This is a genomic window from Pseudonocardia sp. HH130629-09 (genome assembly GCF_001294645.1).
Classification (GTDB): Bacteria; Actinomycetota; Actinomycetes; order Mycobacteriales; family Pseudonocardiaceae; genus Pseudonocardia.
In genome coordinates, this window is record NZ_CP011868.1 from 4,456,681 (window position 1) to 4,474,937 (window position 18,257).

At 74.9% G+C, this 18,257-nt stretch carries 23 protein-coding genes; 10 read left to right on the top strand and 13 right to left on the bottom strand.

The genetic code is table 11. The features are described 5' to 3' along the window. The first annotated feature begins 6 nt into the window (after positions 1 to 6). Positions 7 to 1,077, top strand: a complete 1,071-nt coding sequence (locus tag XF36_RS20525; RefSeq protein ID WP_060713211.1) for a 3-deoxy-7-phosphoheptulonate synthase — start codon at positions 7 to 9, stop codon at positions 1,075 to 1,077. A gap of 11 nt (positions 1,078 to 1,088) precedes the next feature. Here the strand turns inward: XF36_RS20525 and XF36_RS20530 are convergent, their stop codons facing one another. The 3 genes from XF36_RS20530 to XF36_RS20540 are packed head-to-tail and all read right to left on the bottom strand — an operon-like array spanning position 1,089 to position 2,529. Further along, positions 1,089 to 1,508: a YunG family protein gene (locus XF36_RS20530; protein ID WP_060713212.1), complete on the bottom strand. Its 420-nt coding sequence runs from the start codon at positions 1,506 to 1,508 to the stop codon at positions 1,089 to 1,091. A 47-nt stretch (positions 1,509 to 1,555) separates the two neighbouring features. Continuing rightward, positions 1,556 to 2,044: a GNAT family N-acetyltransferase gene (locus tag XF36_RS20535; RefSeq protein ID WP_060713213.1), complete on the bottom strand. Its 489-nt coding sequence runs from the start codon at positions 2,042 to 2,044 to the stop codon at positions 1,556 to 1,558. Continuing rightward, on the bottom strand, positions 2,038 to 2,529 hold the full coding sequence (locus XF36_RS20540) for a GNAT family N-acetyltransferase (protein ID WP_060713214.1): 492 nt from the start codon (positions 2,527 to 2,529) through the stop codon (positions 2,038 to 2,040). The genes XF36_RS20535 and XF36_RS20540 overlap by 7 nt, the downstream gene beginning before the upstream one ends. Positions 2,530 to 2,669: 140 nt before the next feature. On the opposite strand from XF36_RS20540, the gene XF36_RS32605 reads away from it, so the two are divergent. The 3 genes from XF36_RS32605 (at position 2,670) to XF36_RS20550 (ending at position 4,092) form a co-directional block, all read left to right on the top strand. Then, positions 2,670 to 2,825, top strand: coding sequence for a hypothetical protein (locus XF36_RS32605; RefSeq protein ID WP_168169543.1), 156 nt, complete (start codon positions 2,670 to 2,672; stop codon positions 2,823 to 2,825). Between the two features lie 48 nt (positions 2,826 to 2,873). Further along, on the top strand, positions 2,874 to 3,473 hold the full coding sequence (locus XF36_RS32610) for a thermonuclease family protein (protein ID WP_060713215.1): 600 nt from the start codon (positions 2,874 to 2,876) through the stop codon (positions 3,471 to 3,473). 61 nt (positions 3,474 to 3,534) lie between these two features. Further along, on the top strand, positions 3,535 to 4,092 hold the full coding sequence (locus XF36_RS20550; protein WP_064485661.1) for a TetR/AcrR family transcriptional regulator: 558 nt from the start codon (positions 3,535 to 3,537) through the stop codon (positions 4,090 to 4,092). An 88-nt stretch (positions 4,093 to 4,180) separates the two neighbouring features. Here the strand turns inward: XF36_RS20550 and XF36_RS20555 are convergent, their stop codons facing one another. Next, positions 4,181 to 4,810, bottom strand: a complete 630-nt coding sequence (locus XF36_RS20555) for a hypothetical protein (protein ID WP_060713217.1) — start codon at positions 4,808 to 4,810, stop codon at positions 4,181 to 4,183. Between the two features lie 673 nt (positions 4,811 to 5,483). Between XF36_RS20555 and XF36_RS20560 the strand changes: the two genes are divergently transcribed. Continuing rightward, positions 5,484 to 5,966, top strand: a complete 483-nt coding sequence (locus XF36_RS20560; protein WP_060714862.1) for a GNAT family N-acetyltransferase — start codon at positions 5,484 to 5,486, stop codon at positions 5,964 to 5,966. 85 nt (positions 5,967 to 6,051) lie between these two features. Then, complete coding sequence (locus XF36_RS20565) at positions 6,052 to 6,885, top strand: SCO6745 family protein (protein WP_238588972.1); 834 nt, start codon at positions 6,052 to 6,054, stop codon at positions 6,883 to 6,885. 6 nt (positions 6,886 to 6,891) lie between these two features. On the opposite strand, the gene XF36_RS20570 is transcribed toward XF36_RS20565, so the two are convergent. Further along, positions 6,892 to 7,452 (bottom strand): TetR/AcrR family transcriptional regulator, encoded by a 561-nt coding sequence (locus tag XF36_RS20570; protein WP_060713218.1) that lies wholly within the window; start codon positions 7,450 to 7,452, stop codon positions 6,892 to 6,894. A gap of 90 nt (positions 7,453 to 7,542) precedes the next feature. Between XF36_RS20570 and XF36_RS20575 the strand changes: the two genes are divergently transcribed. Then, positions 7,543 to 8,004 (top strand): nuclear transport factor 2 family protein, encoded by a 462-nt coding sequence (locus tag XF36_RS20575; RefSeq protein WP_060713219.1) that lies wholly within the window; start codon positions 7,543 to 7,545, stop codon positions 8,002 to 8,004. 6 nt (positions 8,005 to 8,010) lie between these two features. On the opposite strand, the gene XF36_RS20580 is transcribed toward XF36_RS20575, so the two are convergent. The 7 genes from XF36_RS20580 to XF36_RS20610 form a co-directional block, all read right to left on the bottom strand. Further along, a complete protein-coding gene (locus XF36_RS20580; protein WP_060713220.1) occupies positions 8,011 to 8,448 on the bottom strand; it encodes a BLUF domain-containing protein in 438 nt (145 codons plus the stop codon). A 156-nt stretch (positions 8,449 to 8,604) separates the two neighbouring features. Further along, positions 8,605 to 8,937 (bottom strand): hypothetical protein, encoded by a 333-nt coding sequence (locus XF36_RS20585; protein WP_060713221.1) that lies wholly within the window; start codon positions 8,935 to 8,937, stop codon positions 8,605 to 8,607. 64 nt (positions 8,938 to 9,001) lie between these two features. Next, complete coding sequence (locus XF36_RS20590) at positions 9,002 to 9,466, bottom strand: hypothetical protein (protein WP_060713222.1); 465 nt, start codon at positions 9,464 to 9,466, stop codon at positions 9,002 to 9,004. Between the two features lie 154 nt (positions 9,467 to 9,620). Then, complete coding sequence (locus tag XF36_RS20595) at positions 9,621 to 10,082, bottom strand: SRPBCC domain-containing protein (protein WP_060713223.1); 462 nt, start codon at positions 10,080 to 10,082, stop codon at positions 9,621 to 9,623. An 83-nt stretch (positions 10,083 to 10,165) separates the two neighbouring features. Beyond that, positions 10,166 to 11,239 carry a redox-regulated ATPase YchF gene (gene ychF, locus XF36_RS20600; protein ID WP_060713224.1) on the bottom strand — a complete coding sequence of 358 codons (1,074 nt, stop codon included), beginning with the start codon at positions 11,237 to 11,239 and terminating at the stop codon, positions 10,166 to 10,168. Between the two features lie 25 nt (positions 11,240 to 11,264). Then, on the bottom strand, positions 11,265 to 11,936 hold the full coding sequence (locus XF36_RS20605) for a response regulator transcription factor (RefSeq protein ID WP_060713225.1): 672 nt from the start codon (positions 11,934 to 11,936) through the stop codon (positions 11,265 to 11,267). Continuing rightward, positions 11,933 to 13,417 (bottom strand): sensor histidine kinase, encoded by a 1,485-nt coding sequence (locus tag XF36_RS20610; protein WP_060714864.1) that lies wholly within the window; start codon positions 13,415 to 13,417, stop codon positions 11,933 to 11,935. The genes XF36_RS20605 and XF36_RS20610 overlap by 4 nt, the downstream gene beginning before the upstream one ends. A 314-nt stretch (positions 13,418 to 13,731) precedes the next feature. On the opposite strand from XF36_RS20610, the gene XF36_RS20615 reads away from it, so the two are divergent. Further along, on the top strand, positions 13,732 to 15,240 hold the full coding sequence (locus tag XF36_RS20615) for a DNA-3-methyladenine glycosylase 2 family protein (protein ID WP_082375543.1): 1,509 nt from the start codon (positions 13,732 to 13,734) through the stop codon (positions 15,238 to 15,240). Further along, entirely contained in the window at positions 15,237 to 15,734 is a 498-nt protein-coding gene (locus XF36_RS20620) for a methylated-DNA--[protein]-cysteine S-methyltransferase (RefSeq protein ID WP_060713227.1), read from the top strand. Before XF36_RS20615 ends, XF36_RS20620 begins: the two co-directional genes overlap by 4 nt. Before the next feature lie 67 nt (positions 15,735 to 15,801). On the opposite strand, the gene XF36_RS31760 is transcribed toward XF36_RS20620, so the two are convergent. Then, complete coding sequence (locus tag XF36_RS31760) at positions 15,802 to 16,338, bottom strand: hypothetical protein (protein ID WP_060713228.1); 537 nt, start codon at positions 16,336 to 16,338, stop codon at positions 15,802 to 15,804. A gap of 247 nt (positions 16,339 to 16,585) precedes the next feature. On the opposite strand from XF36_RS31760, the gene XF36_RS20630 reads away from it, so the two are divergent. Then, complete coding sequence (locus XF36_RS20630; protein ID WP_064485469.1) at positions 16,586 to 18,181, top strand: DNA recombination protein RmuC; 1,596 nt, start codon at positions 16,586 to 16,588, stop codon at positions 18,179 to 18,181. Positions 18,182 to 18,257: the final 76 nt, after the last annotated feature.

Genomic DNA, 18,257 nt, shown 5'->3' on the forward strand with positions numbered 1-18,257 from the left:
TCTCCGATGAGTGCGAGCACCACCCCTCTGCAGGTCGCCCCGACCGACGACCGGCGCATCGAGCGGATCAGCCCGCTGATCTCGCCGGCGCTGCTGCGTCACGACCTGCCCTGCGATCCCCGGGTCGCCGACACCGTCACCCGCGGTCGCGCCGCGGTCACCGACGTCCTCGACGGCCACGACGACCGGTTGCTCGTCGTCGTCGGGCCGTGCTCGGTGCACGACCCGGACGCCGCCCTGGACTACGCCCGCCGCCTCGCCACCCGCGCCGAGGAGCTGTCCGGCGAGCTGTGCATCGTGATGCGCACCTACTTCGAGAAGCCACGCACGACCGTCGGCTGGAAGGGCCTGATCAACGACCCGGGCCTGGACGGCACCTTCGACGTGAACCGCGGCCTGCGCACCGCCCGCAAGCTGCTGCTCGACATCTCGGCGCTCGGGATGCCGGTCGGCTGCGAGTTCCTCGACCCGATCACCCCGCAGTACATCGCCGACGTGGTCACCTGGGGCTCGATCGGCGCCCGCACCGCGGAGAGCCAGGTCCACCGCCAGCTGGTCAGCGGCCTGTCGATGCCGGTCGGGATCAAGAACGCCACCGACGGGGACATCCGCGCGGCGATCGACGGGATGCGCGCGGCCGCGGCGTCGCACGTGTTCATGGGGGTCAACGCGGACGGGCTCGCCGGCCTGGTCACCACCACGGGCAACCCGGACACCCATGTCATCCTGCGCGGTGGGGCGGTGCCGAACTACTCCGCCGCCGACGTGACCGCCACCGCCGACGGGCTGCGCGCGGCGGGGCTGCCGGAGCGCGTCGTGGTCGACGCCAGCCACGGCAACAGCGGCAAGGACCACGTGCGGCAGGCCACCGTCGTCGCGGACCTGGCCGAGCGCATCGCGGGCGGGGAGCGCGCCGTCACCGGCCTGATGATGGAGAGCTTCCTGGAGGCGGGCCGCCAGGAGCTGGGGCCGGACATGGTCCGGGGCCGCTCGGTGACCGACGCCTGCATGTCCTGGGACACCACCGACGACCTGCTGGGCACCCTCGCCGACGCCGTGCGCCGCGGCCGCCGCTGAGGCCGGCCGGCTCACCCCGGGCCGCCCAGCAGGTCGAGCACCCGGCGGCGGAGCAGCTCGTACTGCGCGCGGCACCGTCGCGGCGGGTCGTCCGGCCGGACGACCACCCGGGGTGGGTGGACCGTCTCGCCCGGACCGAACTGGTCCCGGGTGAGGTCCACCTCGGCGCCGCCGGGCAGCCGGTTCCACCAGTGGTAGCCCTGCAGCCGGCCGTCGGCGTGCCACACCTCGGCCAGCAGCAGGTCACCGCCGAACAGGTCGTGCAGGACGAGCGCCGTCGCCCCGCACTGGCCCCGCGACGGGCGGCCCGGCGACCAGGTCGCCACGTCCGCGACGTCACAGGTGTCACGCCCCCAGGAGGCACGCAGCGCGGCGGCCACCCGGGCCGGGACGGGGGGCGAGGCCGGGGGCGACGACGGCGCGGTGGTCATGGCGACGACGCTACGACCGGCCCCCGACAGTTCCGGGCCGTCGCCGGTCAGGGCGGCGCCGGGTCGAGGTGCCGTGCCATCAGGACGTCGTCGACGGGCGTCCCGTCGACGACGAACTCGCCGCGCAGCACGCCCTCCTCGACGAAACCGCAGCGCCGGTACAGCGCCCGCGCCCGGGTGTTCGGGCCCAGCACCCGCAGCGTGAGCTTGCGCCCTCCGGTGTCACGGGCCCGGGCCACCGCGGCGTCGACCAGGGCACGGCCTACACCGCGGCCGGCGTGCCCGGGATGCACCGCGAGGCCGTCGACGTGGCGGACGTGGTCGTGCGCCGGGACGGCGGGCGGTGCGGTCCCGACGATCACGTACCCGGCCACGACGCCGTCGTCGTCGGCGACGAGCACCTCCCCGACCGGGGTCCGTTCCAGGAACGGCTCGGGCCGCGGCGGGGCGGGGCTGACCTGCGCGGTCCAGGTCAGGGCGTCGATCCGGGTGAGGGCGGGGTCGTCGGAGGGCGTCGCCGGACGGACCGTCAGCACCGGGACGCCGGGCGCCCGACGGGCCGGTCCATCCGCGTCTCGCTGATGCCGTCGGGTCGGTCCACGACGCCCCGGTCGACGAAGCCGAGCCGCCGGTAGAAGGCCGCGGCGCGGTCGTTGCCGATCACCACGTGCAGGGCCAGCGTCCGCGCGCCCCACCCGGCTGCGCGGTCGAGCACGGCGTCGACGAGGGCGGTCGCGGCTCCGCCGCCGCGCGCGTGCGGGGCGACCCACAGGGCGATGAGGTCGGCGACACCCTCGCCGTCCGGCGGGACGGCCACGACCTGCCCCGCGGGGCGGCCGTCGACGTCGACCACCAGGTAGCGGCCGGGCGCGGCGAGCCGGTCGCGCCACTCCCGCTCCCCCGCGCCCAGCCAGTCGGCGAGCCTGCTGTGGAACGCCTCGGGGGCCTCGGCCAGCGCGGCGAGGCGCAGGTCGCGCCAGGTCTCCCAGGCGTCGGGTCCCAGCTCCCGGACGGTGATCACGGATGGCCTCCCGGACGGACGGAGGCGCCGAAGGTAGCAGCGCGCCGCAGCGGCGCCGCGGCGTGCCCGGCGATCGACAATCCTGATGACGGTGGTCCGGACGGCGCAACACCGGCCCGCCCTCCGGCGAGAGGACCGGCATGACCGTGCCGCGCCGCCGCACCCGCCCCGCCGGGCCCCGCCTGCTGCTGGCCGGGGCCGTTCTCGTCCTCACCCTGGCCGGGCCGGGGGTGGCCGGTCCGGCCGCCGCCGGTACCGGCTGCTCCGCGGCCTGGACCACCGCCGGATGCCGGTGATCCCGCCCGACAGGCAACCGGACGCCCGATTCGGTACGAACTCCAGACATGTTGCCCGAACCACGCCACCGCGCCCGGACGCACCTGTCCGCCCTGTCCACCGGACCACGCCGCACGATCGCGCTGCTGGCCGTGCTCGTGCTGGTCGTCCTCGGCGTCGTCGGGGGTCTGACGATCGGCCGGATGGCCGACGAACCGGTTGCGGCCGCCGACCCCGGGCCCACCGCGCTCGGCCCGCTCACCGGCCCTCCGACGTTGTTCGGGCGGGTGCAGCGGGTCGTGGACCCGGGGACGGTCGTGGTGGACGTCGCGGGGCGGCCGGTGACGGTGACAGTGATCGGCGTGGACACCACCTCGACGCCGGCGTGCGCCCGGGCCGACGCGCAGCGGTTCGCCGAGGGCTTCCTCGACGGCCAGGAGGTCACGCTGGTGCCCGACCCGACACTGCCCGCCCCGGCGCCCGACGCCCCGGCCTGGCCGGCGTACCTGGTGGTCGGCACGCAGCAGTCCTACACCGATGCGGCGCTCGTCGCGGGCTGGGTGGACCCGGGGCAGGGCCGCTACCGGCAGGGCTTCGAGGCCGGGCAGCGGATCGCCCAGGACCAACGGGCCGGGATGTGGGGGGCGCCGTGCGACCGGGCACCCTGACCGGGAGGCGACACGACGGGTCCTCGCAACCGGGTGTCACCCGTTCGGCAGAATGGTGAGCGTGGATCCCCGGGCCGTGCGCACGCGACGACGTCTTCAGGACGCGCTGCTCGCGCTGGCCAGGGAGCGCTCACTCGAGTCGATCACGATCGCCGACGTGGCGGAGCACGCGTCGGCGAACCGCAGCAGCTTCTACCAGCACTACACCGACAAGGAGATGCTGCTGGCCGACGCGCTCGCCACCCGGGCCTCCGACGCCGGGGCGGGCCTGTCGGACCTCGCGATGGACGACATCGGTCCCGAGCCGCCCGCCGCGCTGCTGCGCTGGTTCCTCCATCTGGCCGAGCACGCCCCGCTGTACCGGCAGGCGCTGTCCGGGGCCGCGGCGCCGGACGCCGCGGCCGGGATGCGGCGGCGGATGCAGGCGGTCGTCGCGGACACGACGCTGCGGCTCGGCGTCGCCGAGGACGAGTTCGGCATGCCTTTGGACGTGTTCGCCGCCGGCCTGACCTGGACGCTGCTCGGCGTCGCGGCCAGCTGGCTGGAACGCGAGCCGCTGCCCCCACCCGAGGTCGCGGCCGGGTGGGCGTGGCGGATGCTGGTCCGCCGGGACTTCTGAGCTCCGCTCGGAGGGACCGGTCGGCCGTACCGCCCGGGCCGGGTCAAGCGGCCCGGGCGGTACGCGCCTCGCGGGGGTCCCGCGGAGCTCAGCCCTGGACGATGCCCGAGTTGCCCTGGTCGACCGTGGTGGTGGACTGGGAGACCGGGCCGCCGGACAGCAGGCCGCCGATGTTGATCGACGGGTTGACGGTGGCCGCGACGTCGATCAGGCCGCCGCGCTGCGAGGCGTGCCCGCCACCGCCGTGCTTGCCACCGGACTGCAGGATCCCGCTGTTGGAGTCGTCGACGGTGGTGGTCGACTGCTGCACCGGGCCGGAGTTGAGGATGCCGCCGATGTTGGCCGACGGGCTGACGTCCAGGCCCAGGCCGACGAGGTCGTCGACCTGCACGGCGTCGCCCGCACCGCAGCCGTTCTGCACGATGCCGGAGTTGGACCGGTCGAGCGTGGTGTTCTGCTGGGAGACCGCACCCTGGTTCAGGATGCCGCCGACGTTGAGCTGCGGGTCGACCGCGGCGTCGAGGCCGAGCAGGCCGCCCTTCTGGCTGGCGGAGGACGGCGCGCAGTCGCGGCCCTTGTCGTGGTGCTTGCCGCCGTCGCCGTAGTCCCCGGCGAAGGCCATCCCGGCCGAACCCAGGACCAGCGGGACGGACAGGACGCCGGCGGTGGCGATCCGCCGGGCGTTACGACGGGCGGGAGTCGTCTCGGGGGCGTTCATGGCACTCCTTCTGTGGCGAGGTGATCCGGCCGTCACACTGACACTCCGTCACTGGCCGGTGCCGCAGAACGTACGGACGCCGATCACGGAACCGAGAGCACCCCCTCGTTCGAGGCGTCATATGTCCGTTTCTCGTGCGGACGACCGACCGTTCGCCGTTGATCAACTACACAGAGTGCTATCCGTCAGGTGTCGTTTAACTACTCTCCGTGGAAGATCGACAGCTCGCCGATCGTTACAGATGACGCCACGGAAGTGGGATGGATCACAGCGACGCAACGATGGGCGCGAACGGGCGTCTCTAGCCCCCGGGGTCACCGAGGCGACCGGGCCGGCGCCCGGGAAATGCCCCGCCCACCTGCGGCGATGGGCCGTACGGCGCGGCCGCACTGGACCGTTCGTCGCGCGGGGCGAGGCCGCCGGGTGTGTATCGATCGCCGAACGGCGGCACGTCCGAGGCCTGGACAGTCGTTGGCACCAGCCTGTCGCCGTCCGGGAGCACCCCTCATGGGACTCAACGACGTGGTCCGTCCGGAGTAACGCCGAGGATGCGTGTCACTCCGCAGCCGGGTTACGGAGCCCACGGGCGCCGCCGATCGGTGTCGCGGTGACCCCGGCCCGGCGCTGCCGGAAACCGGTGTCGCACCGCGTCGGTGACCGCGATCCTGGGCCGGTGCACCTGGACCTGCGGCGTCTCGACGAACCCCTGCTCGCGGCCCTGTGCGACGCGGCCGCGGACGGGGCGGATCCACTCGAGGTGATGCCGCCGGTGCCCGGCCCGCCCGGCTGGACGCCCCGGCGGCGGGCGGCGTTCCTCGCGTTCCACCGGGAGCGGTCGGTCGCGGCGGCGGAACCGGTGGAGCGGACCTGGGCCGTCGTCGTCGACGGGGCCGTGGCCGGGGCGGCGCGGCTGGAACCGGTCGGGGGCGGCGAGGAGGCCGGGATCTGGCTGGCCCGGTCGTGGCGGGGCCGTGGAGTCGGCGGTGCGGTGCTGCGGATGCTCGTGGACCGGGCCGACGGCCCGGTCGTCGCGGAGACGACCGCGGACAACACCGCGGCGGTGGCGGCGCTGCACGGGCTCGGGGCGGGTGTGACCGTCGACGGCGGGGCCGTGCACGCGCGGGTGGACCGGGCGGGCCGACGACCACGGACGTGACCCGGGCGAGGTATCGGCGGGCACCCCCGCGCCCCGGGTGACCGGCCCGCGATCAGTTCCGGGCGTACGGCGGGTCCTACCCGACATGTCGACCGCACACACCGCACGCCGCATGCACGACCTGCTCGAACCGATCTGCCTGGTCACCTACTTCGCCGACGAGCCGAACGAGGAGCTGGCCGCGCTGGGCCACCGCACCTACTGGGACGGCTACTTCGCGAGCCGGGCCGCCCCGCTCGGCCGGGTCCCGGCCCAGGTCGTGCACGCGGCCTTCTACAGCTTCGCCGAGGGCGAGGCCGCGCGGCACATCCCCAGCGCCTGGGCGACGATCCCGCCGGAGGACTCCTTCGCCGCGTGGCGGCGGGGCAGCGTGTCGGCCCTGCACCGGCTGCTCGGGGCGGAGCGGGTCGGCTCCCCGGCGACGACCCGCGCCGCCGACCTGCTCACCGAGGCCGCGGCGGGCGCCCCCACCGAGGGCCGGGTGATGTACGCCGGGATGCGCACCCTGCCTGTGCCCACCGACCCGCTGACCCGGCTGTGGCAGTCCGCCGCGACCCTGCGCGAGCACCGCGGCGACGGGCACGTCACCGCGCTGCTCGCCGAGCGGATCGGCGGCACCGAGGCCCACATCCTGTCCGCGCTGGACATGGGCATCCACCCGCCGGAGACCTTCGGGCGTGTGCACCACCTGCCGAGGGCCCGGCTGGCCGAGGTCATGGCCGGACTGCGGCACCGTGGCCTGGTCGACGACGCCGGGTGGCTCACCGACGCGGGCCGGGAGGTCAAGGCGCGCGTCGAGGCCGTGACCGACGAGCTCGCCGCGCCGCCGTACGCGGCCCTGTCCACCGCCGAGCTCGACGAGCTGGTCGCGGCACTGGAGCCGCTGTCCGTGGTGATGGCGGCGGCGTGGACGCCGTGACGCCGATCAGGGCAGCATCGCCTCCACCGCCGCCCGCGCCTGTCGCGCCGGCTCCGGGCTCCCCCCGATCGCGGCGGTCACCATCGCCCCCTCCGCGAGCAGGCTGACCGGCTCGACGGGGTCCACCCCCGCCGCCGACGTCCACTGTCCGAGCTGCCGGTGGAACAGCTGCTTGTGCCGACGCACCTCGTGCAGGACCGGCTCCGAGGCGCTGCCGAGCTCGCCGTAGGCGTTGATCCACGCACAGCCGCGGAACCCGGGGCCGGCGAACCACTCCCCCAGCCAGTCGAAGACGGCCAGCAGCCGCGCACGGGGTTCCGCGACCCGGGTCACGTACGCCGCCAGGTCACCACGCCAGCGCTCGTCACGGCGCCGCAGCACCGCCACGACGAGGTCCTCCTTGGTGGCGAAGTCGCGGTAGATCCGCTTGAGCGGCAGCCCCGACGCCGACCGGACCCGGTCCATCCCAACGGCCCGGATGCCGTGCTCGTAGAACAGGAGCTCGGCCGCGTCCAGCAGACCGTCCCGGTCGAGACGGGCCTGTTCCTCGGAGACGGGCGCAGGCACCGATGACCTCCTTGACATCGAGAACGATCGTTCCCTACCTTACCGGCACCGGTCGAGAACGCACGTTCTCGATTCCCCGAGGAGGCAGCCATGACCGAGGGTCGTCCGCCGTACCCGCCGTTCACCCCGGAGACCGCACGGCAGAAGGTCCAGGCCGCCGAGGACGCCTGGAACACCCGCGACCCGGAGCGCGTCGCGGGCGCCTACACACCGGACTCGGTGTGGCGCAACCGGGACACCTTCGCCACCGGCCGGGAGGAGATCGTCGAGCTGCTGAGGGCGAAATGGGAGCGCGAGCAGGACTACGCGCTGCGCAAGAGCCTGTGGGCCTTCGACGACAACCGCATCGCCGTCCGGTTCCAGTACGAGTCCCGCGACGCCGACGGTCAGTGGTGGCGCAGCTACGGCAACGAGCTGTGGGAGTTCGACGAGCAGGGGCTCATGCGGCGCCGCGAGGCCAGCATCAACGACGTCGCGATCACCGAGGAGGAGCGGCGGATCCACGGCCCGCGCCCCGAGTCCGAGCGGGGCGTCGACATCCCGCTGCGGTGAGCCGGGTCAGACCGAGTCCGCGCCGATCGTGTTCCGCATCCGGGTGAGGAGCTCCTGCTGCTCGCGGTCCGGCTGATCCGGCGCCGCGGGCCGGATGCGACCGTCGACGTCGTGCAGCGGGATGTCCGACCGCCCGCTCGCCGAGATACGGGCCATCGACCAGCGGGAGAACACCCGGCCCGCCACCGGCGTCGACTCCACCACCGACACCTCGGTGTGCCGGTCGTCCTCCCTGATCGTCTCGAACAGCCCGGTCACCACCGCCTCGTCGCCCTCCAGCGCCTGGACGAACCAGTGGTCGGAGATCAGCAGCGCCCCGGTGACACCGGCCTTCTTGTTCTTCGACCGGGCCACGTCGAAGATCTCGGCCAGGACCTCGTCGCGACGGTCACCGGGCACGGTGCTGTGGCTGCGGTAGATCAACCGGTGGACCTGCTCGGCCATGTGCTTCCCCCGTGTCGGTCGGGCCGCGTCACCGGAGACGGGCGCGGAAACCGTCACGCCCCGGGGCCCGGGTGATCGTCACGGCCGATCCGACGGTAGTGGCGTGGGACACACTCCGGCGTCGCGATATGAGACAACCTGTCGGGAGACCGGCGGTCAGGGCCGGGCCGTGTCGAACCGGACGTCCACCCGGACCTGCCGCCCGTCCCGCACCGCCACCCCGTGCCCGGTCCGCTCCGCACCGTCCACCCGGACCCGCAGTGGCGCGCCCTCGCCGGTGAAGTTGCGCCACCAGTTCTTCCGGTCCGGCAGCTCGACCCGGATGACACCGCCGTCGCCCGCGGGCCGGAAGGCCACGGGGAGCCGGAACTCGGTGCCGGAGCGGCGTCCGCGGTAGCTGATCTCGGTCATCGGACCGAACCTGCCCGAGCGCGCGAGGGGCGTGACGACGGTGTTGACGGCCCGGGCCGCCTTCTGGAGGAGGTTCACGCTCCGCCAGGGTAGCCGCGACCGGGTGGCGACGACGGCGCCCCGGGGCGGCCTGGGGACCCGGTCAGCAGTCGCCACGGGGAACCAGTCCCCGCTCGCACAGGTACTGCATCTGCGTCTCACCGCTGGTGGGCGCACGGCCCGCGGACGTGCCCGGGTCCAGGTACCCCTGGTAGGCGGCGCACGACGGGTCGAACCTGCCGGCCGCCATCGCCCGCCCGGCGCAGTCGTCGCCGTCGGCCGACGCCCGGCCCGTCCCGTCCGACGGTGTCCCGGCTGCCCGTGTGCCCGTCGCCCGTGACCCGGCCGCCCGGCGGGTCGCCGCGATCGCCCCGTCCACCGCCGCGCCCGCCGCGGCGGCACCGGCTCCGGCCCGGGGCAGTACACCGGTGGCGGGTGCGGACCACGCCGACGGCGACACGGCCGCCGGCCCGGCGTCGGCCCGCTCGGCCCCGGACGCGGCGGCGCAGGCGCTGGTCACCGCGATCACGGCGACGACGACCACGACGGCGAAGCGGCTCCCGCCCATCCCGACCCCCGGCCCGTCGCTCCCGCCGCGCGCACCTGCGCGCGGCCCACAGTGTCGCGGGTGTCGCGACGGCGGTCAGTGCGGGCGCCGGATCGTCACCCCTTCTGATGACCGCGCGGGCCCCGCCTCCCCCGCGGGGAGAGGACGGGCCGCGTCACGGTTCGAGGAGGGCGGCGAGGTTCACCAGGGACGAGGTGATCCCCTCCGCGTGGTCCCGGGCGCCGATCCCGGCCGGGACGTCCCGGGCCACGACCTCGACCTCGGTCCCCTCCTCGACGGCGCGCAGGTTCCACTCCATCCGCATGGTCCCGTGGAAGGCGGGGTCGTCGGACTCGAAGTCGACCTCCTGCACGATCCGTTCGCCGTCCACGATCCGGGCGATCCGCACGTCGGAGGTGTCCGAATCGGCGGAGGACTTCCCGGGCGAGCCGGAGGAGTCGTCGTAGGTCAGGACGAGCCGGTACGAGCCTCCCTCGCGCATGTCGAACCGCTCGAACCGGCTCCGCATCCCCGCCGGCGCCAACCAGCGGAGCAGGGCCTCCTCGGTGGTCAGAGCCGCGAAGACGGTCGGCGGGTCGACGTGGATGAGGAGACTGGCGCGATCCGTTCTGCCCACGCCGCGAACCTACCCGCGGCCCGGTCGTCCGGCTCCGTCGTGCCGTCCGGCGGCCCAGCGGACCCGCGCCGGAGCGGACCGACTCAGACGTTGAAACGGAACTCGACCACGTCGCCGTCGTGCATGACGTAGTCCTTCCCCTCCATCCGCACCTTCCCCGCGGCCTTCGCGGCGTTCATCGACCCCGCGGCGACCAGGTCGTCGAAGGAGACGATCTCGGCCTTGATGAAGCCCCGCTCGAAGTCGGTGTGGATCACCCCGGCCGCCTGCGGCGCGGTAGCGCCCTGCGGGATCGTCCAGGCGCGCGACTCCTTGGGCCCGGCGGTGAGGTAGGTCTGCAGCCCGAGGGTGGCGAACCCGGCGCGGGCCAGCTGGGCCAGGCCCGGCTCGTCCTGCCCGATCGACTCCAGCAGCTCGGCCGCCGACTCGTCGTCGAGCTCCAGCAGCTCGGCCTCGACCTTGGCGTCGAGGAACACGGCCCGGGCCGGAGCGACGAGCTCGGTGAGCTCCTTGCGGCGCGCGTCGTCGGTGAGGACGGCCTCGTCGGCGTTGAAGACGTAGAGGAACGGCTTCGTGGTGAGCAGGGTCAGCTCGCGCAGCAGCTCGGTGTCGGCCTTCGCCTGGAACAGGGTCCGGCCCTCGTCGAGGATCGCGGCGGCTGCGTGCGCGGCGTCGAGGACCGGGCGGCGGTCCTTCTGCGTGCGGGCCTCCTTCTCCAGCCGCGGGACCGCCTTCTCCAGGGTCTGCAGATCGGCCAGGACCAGCTCGGTCGCGATCGTCTCGATGTCGCTCGCGGCGTCGATGCGGCCGTCGACGTGCACCACGTCCGGGTCGTCGAAGACGCGCACGACCTGGCAGATCGCGTCGGACTCGCGGATGTTCGCGAGGAACTTGTTGCCCAGGCCCGCGCCCTCGGACGCGCCCTTGACGATGCCGGCGATGTCGACGAACGACACCGTCGCCGGGACGATCTTGTCCGACGCGAAGATCTCCGACAGCTTACCCAGGCGCGCGTCGGGCAGCGGGACCACGCCGACGTTGGGCTCGATCGTCGCGAACGGGTAGTTCGCGGCGAGCACGTCGTTCCGGGTCAACGCGTTGAACAGGGTCGACTTGCCGACGTTGGGCAGACCGACGATGCCGAGGGTGAGGGACACGGACGACCAGCGTAGTCGCCGGTCCTCAGCCCGGTTCGAGCCGGTAGCCCGCGCCGCGCACGGTCGCGATCCACCCGGCGCCGAGCTTGCGGCGCAGGTAGCGCACGTAGACGTCGACGACGTTCGACGACGCCCCCGACTCGGCGGGTCCCCACACCAGCCGCAGCAGCTGGTCGCGCGACAGGACCTGCCCCGGGTGACGCAGGAACGTCTCGGCGAGCTCGCACTCGCGCACCGACAGCTCGACGGTCCGGCCGTGCACCGTCACGTACCGGGTGCGGGGGTCGAGCTCGAGGCCGTGGAAGGTCAGCACGTCCCGGTCCGGGGCCGCACGGGCGCGATCCAGCCGCAGCCGGATCCGGGCCACCAGCTCCTCGAACCGGAACGGCTTGGCCATGTAGTCGTCGGCGCCGCCGGTCAGCCCGGCGACGGTGTCGTGGACGCTGTCGCGCGCCGTCAGGATGATCACCGGGACGGCGCTGCCGGCGGCCCGCAGCCTGCGCAGGACCTCGAACCCGTCCATCCCGGGCAGCCCGATGTCGAGCACGAGCAGGTCGAACTCCCCGGTGACGGCGTGGTCGTGCACCCCGGGGCCGTCGGCGACGACCGTGACCTCGAACCCGGCCCCGACCAGTCCCTTCTTCACGAACGACGCGATGCGCGGCTCGTCCTCGGCCACCAGGATCCGGCTGCTCACGTCTCGCTCCTCGGGAGGTCCAGCGTGAAGGTCGCCCCGTGGCCCGGCGTGCTCTCGAGCAGGACACGGCCACCGTGCGTCGTCGCGATGGCCTCGACGATGGACAGCCCGAGGCCGGCGCCGTCGGAGCGGGGGGCGCCGTCGCCGCGCGCGAAGCGCCGGAACACCCGGTGCCGGTCGTCCGCCGCGACACCCGGGCCGCTGTCGGCCACCCAGATCCGCAGCCGGTCGTCGACGGCCTCGGAGCCGAGCGCGATCCGGCCGCCGACGCCGGTGAACCGGGTCGCGTTGTCGGCCAGCGCGACGACGGCCTGGGTGATCCGCTGCGGGTCCATCCGGCACCGCACCGCGGCGACGGCCTCCAGCCGCCAGTCCCGGTCGGCGAGACCGGTCAGCTTCTCGAACAGCTCCCGGGTCAGCGTCGCCACGTCGACGGTCTCGGTCCGCAGCAGCGACGGCTGCTCGGCCCGGGTCAGCGAGAGCATCTCCGAGACCAGCCGGTTCATGCGCTCCAGCTCGTCGTCGACCAGGGCGACGGTCTCGGCGACGTCGTCGGGGTCGTGCGGGTCGAGCACCCCGAGATGCCCGCGGACGATCGTGATCGGGGTGCGCAGCTCGTGCCCGGCATCGTCGACGAAGCGCCGCTGGGACACCATCCCGCTCTGCACCCGGTCGAGCATGGCGTTCAGCGTGGTGGCGAGCTCGGCGATCTCGTCGCGGGCCCGCGCGCGCTGCGGCACCCGGCGCGACAGGTCCCGGCCGGTGATCGTGCGGGCGGTCGCGGCGACGTCGCGCAGCGGCCGCAGGATCCGCCCGGCCACCAGCCACGCCCCGACCGCGGACAGCAGCGCCGTCCCGAACCCGACCAGCCCCATGAGCCGCGCCGCCTGGTGGGCGACCTCGTGCTCCCGCTCGGTGAAGTAGCCGATCACGATGACGCCGCGCTGCGGGTCGCCGACGAGCCCGACCGGCAGCGCCGACCACCGCACCTCGCCGGCCGTGCTGGGGTACGAGCCGCGGGTGGGCCGGCGGACGTCGGCGACCAGCGCGGCGAACCCCGGGTCCTCGCGCAGCAGCACACGCGGGCTGGTTCTGCGGGACTCCCAGCGGAACCGGCCGTCGAGGTAGCCGAGGAACTTCTCGTTGGGCCGCGCGACGTTGGCGGCGATCACCGACCGCAGGATCTCGTCGACCGACCCGTAGGGCTCGCCGGTCGTCGGGTTGACCCCGGTCTTGGTGACGCGCGCGAACTCGGCGATCTCGGAGTTCAGCGCCCCGTCGATCCGGCGGTCCGCCTGCTCGATCAGCAGCAGCCAGGTCACCAGGGTGACGACGCCGAGCGAGGCCAGCACGAGCAGCAGGACCCACCCGACGATGCGGGTGCGGGCCGCGGTCGCCCGTCCTGCGCGGCGGGTGTCGGGGCCGGGCCCGACGGCCTCGGTCGCGATGATCGCCTCCAGTTCGTCCGTGCCGGTGACCATGATCCCGTACCCGCTGCGGGACGGGCGCACCGTGGGCAGCGCTCTCGTGCCGACACCCGCACGGATGAACACCGTCGGTCGTCGATGTAGCTCCGTTGGGAGTAAGGCATGCTCCGTCGCACAGCGCACAGGTGACACACAGACATCGTCGAAACGGCTCCCACAACCCGGACGGCCGAGCGCCACACCCGTCCGGGCCGAGCTTCGACGACCGGGACCGAGAGGACGTCGTGCGCCTGCCCTGGACCGGCCCCCGGACACCGGTGACCGATTCCCGCCAGTGACGACGGCCGCCCAGTGGCATCGTCGGTGCCGTGCTGCTCGACCACGACTCCTGCTACCGCGCCGTCGCCGCCAGGGACGCGCGGTTCGACGGCCAGTTCGTCACGGCCGTGCGCACCACCGGCATCTACTGCCGTCCGTCCTGCCCGGTACCGCCCCCGCGCTCGCGCAACGTCGAGTTCCTGCGGACCGCGGCCGCCGCGCAGACCGCGGGCTACCGGGCCTGCCGGCGGTGCCTGCCCGACGCCGTCCCCGGCTCGCCGGAGTGGAACCTGCGTGCCGACGCCGCGGGGCGGGCCATGCGCCTGATCGCCGACGGCGTCGTCGAGCGCGACGGGGTCCCCGGGCTCGCGTCGCGGCTGGGCTACTCGCCCCGCCAGCTCGGCCGGATCCTCACCTCCGAGGTGGGTGCCGGGCCGCTGGCCCTGGCCCGCGCGCAGCGCGCGCACACCGCCCGCATCCTGGTCGAGACCACCCCGCTCGGGCTGGCCGACGTCGCGTTCGCCGCCGGGTTCGGCAGCGTCCGGCAGTTCAACGACACCGTCCGCGCCGTCTACGGCGTCCCGCCGTCCCAGCTGCGCGCCGAGGCCGCACGCCGCACGCGCAACCGCGAGCCCGGCCCGCCCGGGGCACTCGTGCTGCGGCTGCCCTACCGGTCCCCGTTCGACCCGCACGGTCTGCTCGACCACCTCGCGGCCCGCGCGGTCGACGGTGTCGAGACAGTCGGCGGCGGCACCTACCGCCGCACGCTGCGGCTGCCGCACGGACCGGCCGCCGTCGCGCTGGACCTGACCGCGCGGCCCGGGGCCGTGGTGGCGACGCTGCGGGCGTCCGACCCGCGGGACGTCGGGCCCGCAGTGTCCCGGCTGCGCCGGCTGCTCGACCTCGACGCCGACCCGCTCGCCGTCGACGCCGTGCTGGGTGCCGACGACGCACTCGCCCCCCTGGTCGCCGCGACGCCCGGGATCCGGCTGGCGGGCACCGTCGACCCCGCCGAGACGGCGGTCCGCACGGTGCTGGGCCAGCAGGTGTCGGTCGCCGCCGCCCGCACCGCCGCGGCCCGGCTCGCGGCCACGCACGGGACGCCGCTGCCCGCGGAGCTGTGCGACGACGACGGGCCGCACCTGCTGTTCCCCGCGCCGGGGGCCCTCGTCGACGCCGACCTCGCGGGCCCGGCCCGACGGGCGTCGTCGCTGCGCGGGCTGTGTGCCGCGCTCGCCGACGGCACGCTCGCCCTCGACCCCGGGCGCGACCCGGACGACCTGCGCGCCGAGCTGTGCGCGCTGCCCGGGATCGGCCCCTGGAGCGCCGGCTACCTGGCCATGCGTGTCCTGGGCGACCCCGACGAGCTGCTCGCCTCCGACCTCGCGGTGCGCCGCGGCGCCGAGGCGCTCGGACTGCCCGGCGACGGGGCCGCGCTCACCGCGCGCGCCCGCGCCTGGGCCCCCTGGCGGTCCTACGCCGCCACCCATCTCTGGCGGGCCGCGACGTCCACCACCACCACCACCACCACCACCACCACCGCTCGGAGGAGCGCATGAGCACAGCAACGTGGTCCACACGGGACACCCCGGCCGGGCCGTTCACCGCGGTCGTCGACGACGACGGCCACGTCCTCGCCTCCGGCTGGACCGCCTCGGTCGACGAGCTACTCGCCCTGGTGCACCGCTCGCTGGCCCCGGCGACCGTGGTCGAGGGCGACCTCGGCGCGGTCGGCGAGGCGGTCGACCGTTACCACGACGGCGAGCTGTCGGCGATCGACGACGTGCCCGTCCGCCAGCGGTCCGGCCCCTACCGGGAGCTGGCGTGGGACGTGCTGCGGACCGTGCCCGCGGGGGCGCCGGTCACCTACACCGGCTACGCCGAGAAGACCGGCCGCCCCGCGGCGGTGCGTGCCGCGGCCGGCGCCTGCGCGTCCAACGCGGCGGCGCTGTTCGTCCCGTGCCACCGGGTGCTGCGCAGCGACGGGACCCTGGGCGGGTTCCGCTACGGCCTGGCCGTGAAGCGGTGGCTGCTGGAGCACGAGGCGGTATGAGACCGTCCCCGGCGACCGCGGATCGCGCACCGCGGCCGCCGGGTGCCCCGGCACCGGTGCCCCCGGGTCAGCCCTCGGTGACCGGTCCGACCTGGATCCCGGCGTCGACGCCGATCGGTCCCCGGGCCAGGAAGCTGCCCGGGATGTCACCGCCGGGACCGTGCAGCGAGAACTCCAGCTCGTTCGCCGGGGCGGGCCCGGCGGAGTTGCGGATCTGCACGTCGAACTGCACGGGCTCCCCCGGCCCGAACTCGACGGCGCGGGGCTGGTCGCCGTAGGGCACCGCGACCTCGGAGGCGCGCGGCGAGCCGTTCAGGCTGAACACCAGGTCCGACGGCGATCCGGACAGCAGGCACGGCGCGGTGCCCGGGGCCGCGCTGAGCACGACCGAGTAGTGACGGTGCCCGGCGCTCGCCGGCGCCGGGTGGATGGTCGCCTGCTGGTTCGCCGGTCGGCAGGCGCTGGGCGCCGGGTCCCCCGCCGGCGTCGCGGGTGCGGCCGAGGCGACCCCGGCCGGGACGAGCACGGCCGCGGCGGCGACAGCCAGGGCGGCGGTGGTCGTGGCGGCCGTACGGCCGATGGTGCGGGCGAGTCGGGTGGTCATCACAGGTACCTCTCTCACTCTCGCGGCGCCCGGGCCCCCCGGCCCGGACCGTCGGCCCCCGAAGGTCCGACACCGGAGAAGACGTGTGCATAGCGAACCGGTTCGCCCCGCGCGGCATCCGTCTCGCCGGGGCAACCCGCACGGCCGCAGGCCTCCCCCTGCGATCCGGTGCGGGACACCGGACTCCGGACACGCCGCCGACCTGCGGCGACGCGGAACTGTCGGGGGTGCGGTGCACGCTGCGGGGGTGGACGTCCTCAGCCTGCTCCTCGGATCGATGCTCGGTGCGGCGGTCGCCGCCGCCGTGGTCTGGTCGGTGGCCGCCGCCCGGTTCCGTGCCGAGGCGGCCGAGGCGGCCCGCGCCGCCGCGAACACCGCCGCCACCACCCGGGCGGACGCGGCGGGCCTGCGCGCCGAGCGCACCGCGCTGCTCGAGCGGGTCGAGGAGCTGCACGAGTCGCTCGACGACGCGACGAACCGGGCCCGGCGCGCCGAGTCCGAGGCCGCCGGGGCCACCGCCGCGCTGCGCGCCGAGCGGGAGGCCCGGGCGCAGGCCGAGGCCGCGACGGTGCGCCGTGAGGCCGAGCTGAAGGACTCCTTCGCCGCGCTGTCGCAGGACGCGCTGGCCCGCAACAACGAGGCGTTCGTGGCACTGGCGGAGAGCCGGATCAAGGAGGCGACCGCCGCGCTCGCGGCCAGGGCCGACGGCGACCAGGCGGCCCGCGCGAAGGCCGTCGAGCAGCTGCTCGACCCGGTATCGGCGGCGCTGGGCCGGGTCGAGGGGCAGCTGCGGACGGTGGAGAAGGAACGCGAGTCCGCCTATGCCGGGCTCCGCGAGCAGGTCAGGGCGATGGCGGCGAGCTCGGACAGGCTCGGCACCGAGACGAAGGCGCTGGTCAACGCGCTGCGGGCGCCGCAGGTGCGGGGCCGGTGGGGTGAGATGCAGCTGCAGCGGGTCGCCGAGATGGCCGGGATGATCGAGCACTGCGACTTCTCCACCCAGGTGTCCGCCGCCGGGGAGGACGGCGGGGTCCGCCCGGACATGCTGGTCCGGCTCGCGGGCGGCAAGCAGGTCGTCGTCGACGCGAAGGTGCCGTTCGCGGCCTACCTGCAGGCGGTCGAGGCCTCGGACCCGGACGTGCACACCGAGCGGCTCGCCGCGCACGCCCGGCAGCTGCGCACGCACGTGGACCAGCTCTCCGCCAAGGCCTACTGGGAGTCGTTCGAGCCCACACCGGAGTTCGTGGTGTTGTTCGTGCCCGGCGACCCGTTCCTGGAGGCCGCACTCCGCTCGGACCCGGGGCTGCTGGAGTACGCCTTCGGCCGCAACGTCGTGCTCTCGACGCCGACCACCCTCGTCGCGCTGCTGCGCACCGTCGCCTACGGCTGGAAGCAGGAGGCGCTGGCCCGCAACGCCGCCCAGGTGCACCGGCTCGGGCGCGAGCTGCACGGGCGCCTCGCGACGATGGGCACCCACGTCGCGAAGCTCGGCCGCAGCCTCGACGCGGTCGTGGACAGCTACAACCGGACCGTCTCCTCGCTGGAGGCCCGGGTCCTGGTGAGCGCCCGGAAGTTCACCGAGCTGCAGGTGTCCGACACCGAGCTGGAGACCCCCGCGACGGTCGACCGGACCCCGCGCGGTGTCTCCGCACCCGAGCTGGTCGCCTCCGCCGGGGACTCGCTGGTGTCCCTGGAGGACCTCGGACGGCCCGACCACAACCGGACGGACGGCACCCGATCCGGCGGTGGCCGACCCGACGGCGCACATCCGGGCACGTTCGGCGACGGCGACACGGAACACGACGTGGCGGCCGGGACACCGTGGCGGGAGGGGTTAGGCTGACCGGGTGACCACGGCCCGATCGAGTTCGGCCCGCCGGCCCGGCCGGGGGTCCGCCCCCGCGCGCGGTGGCTGGCCG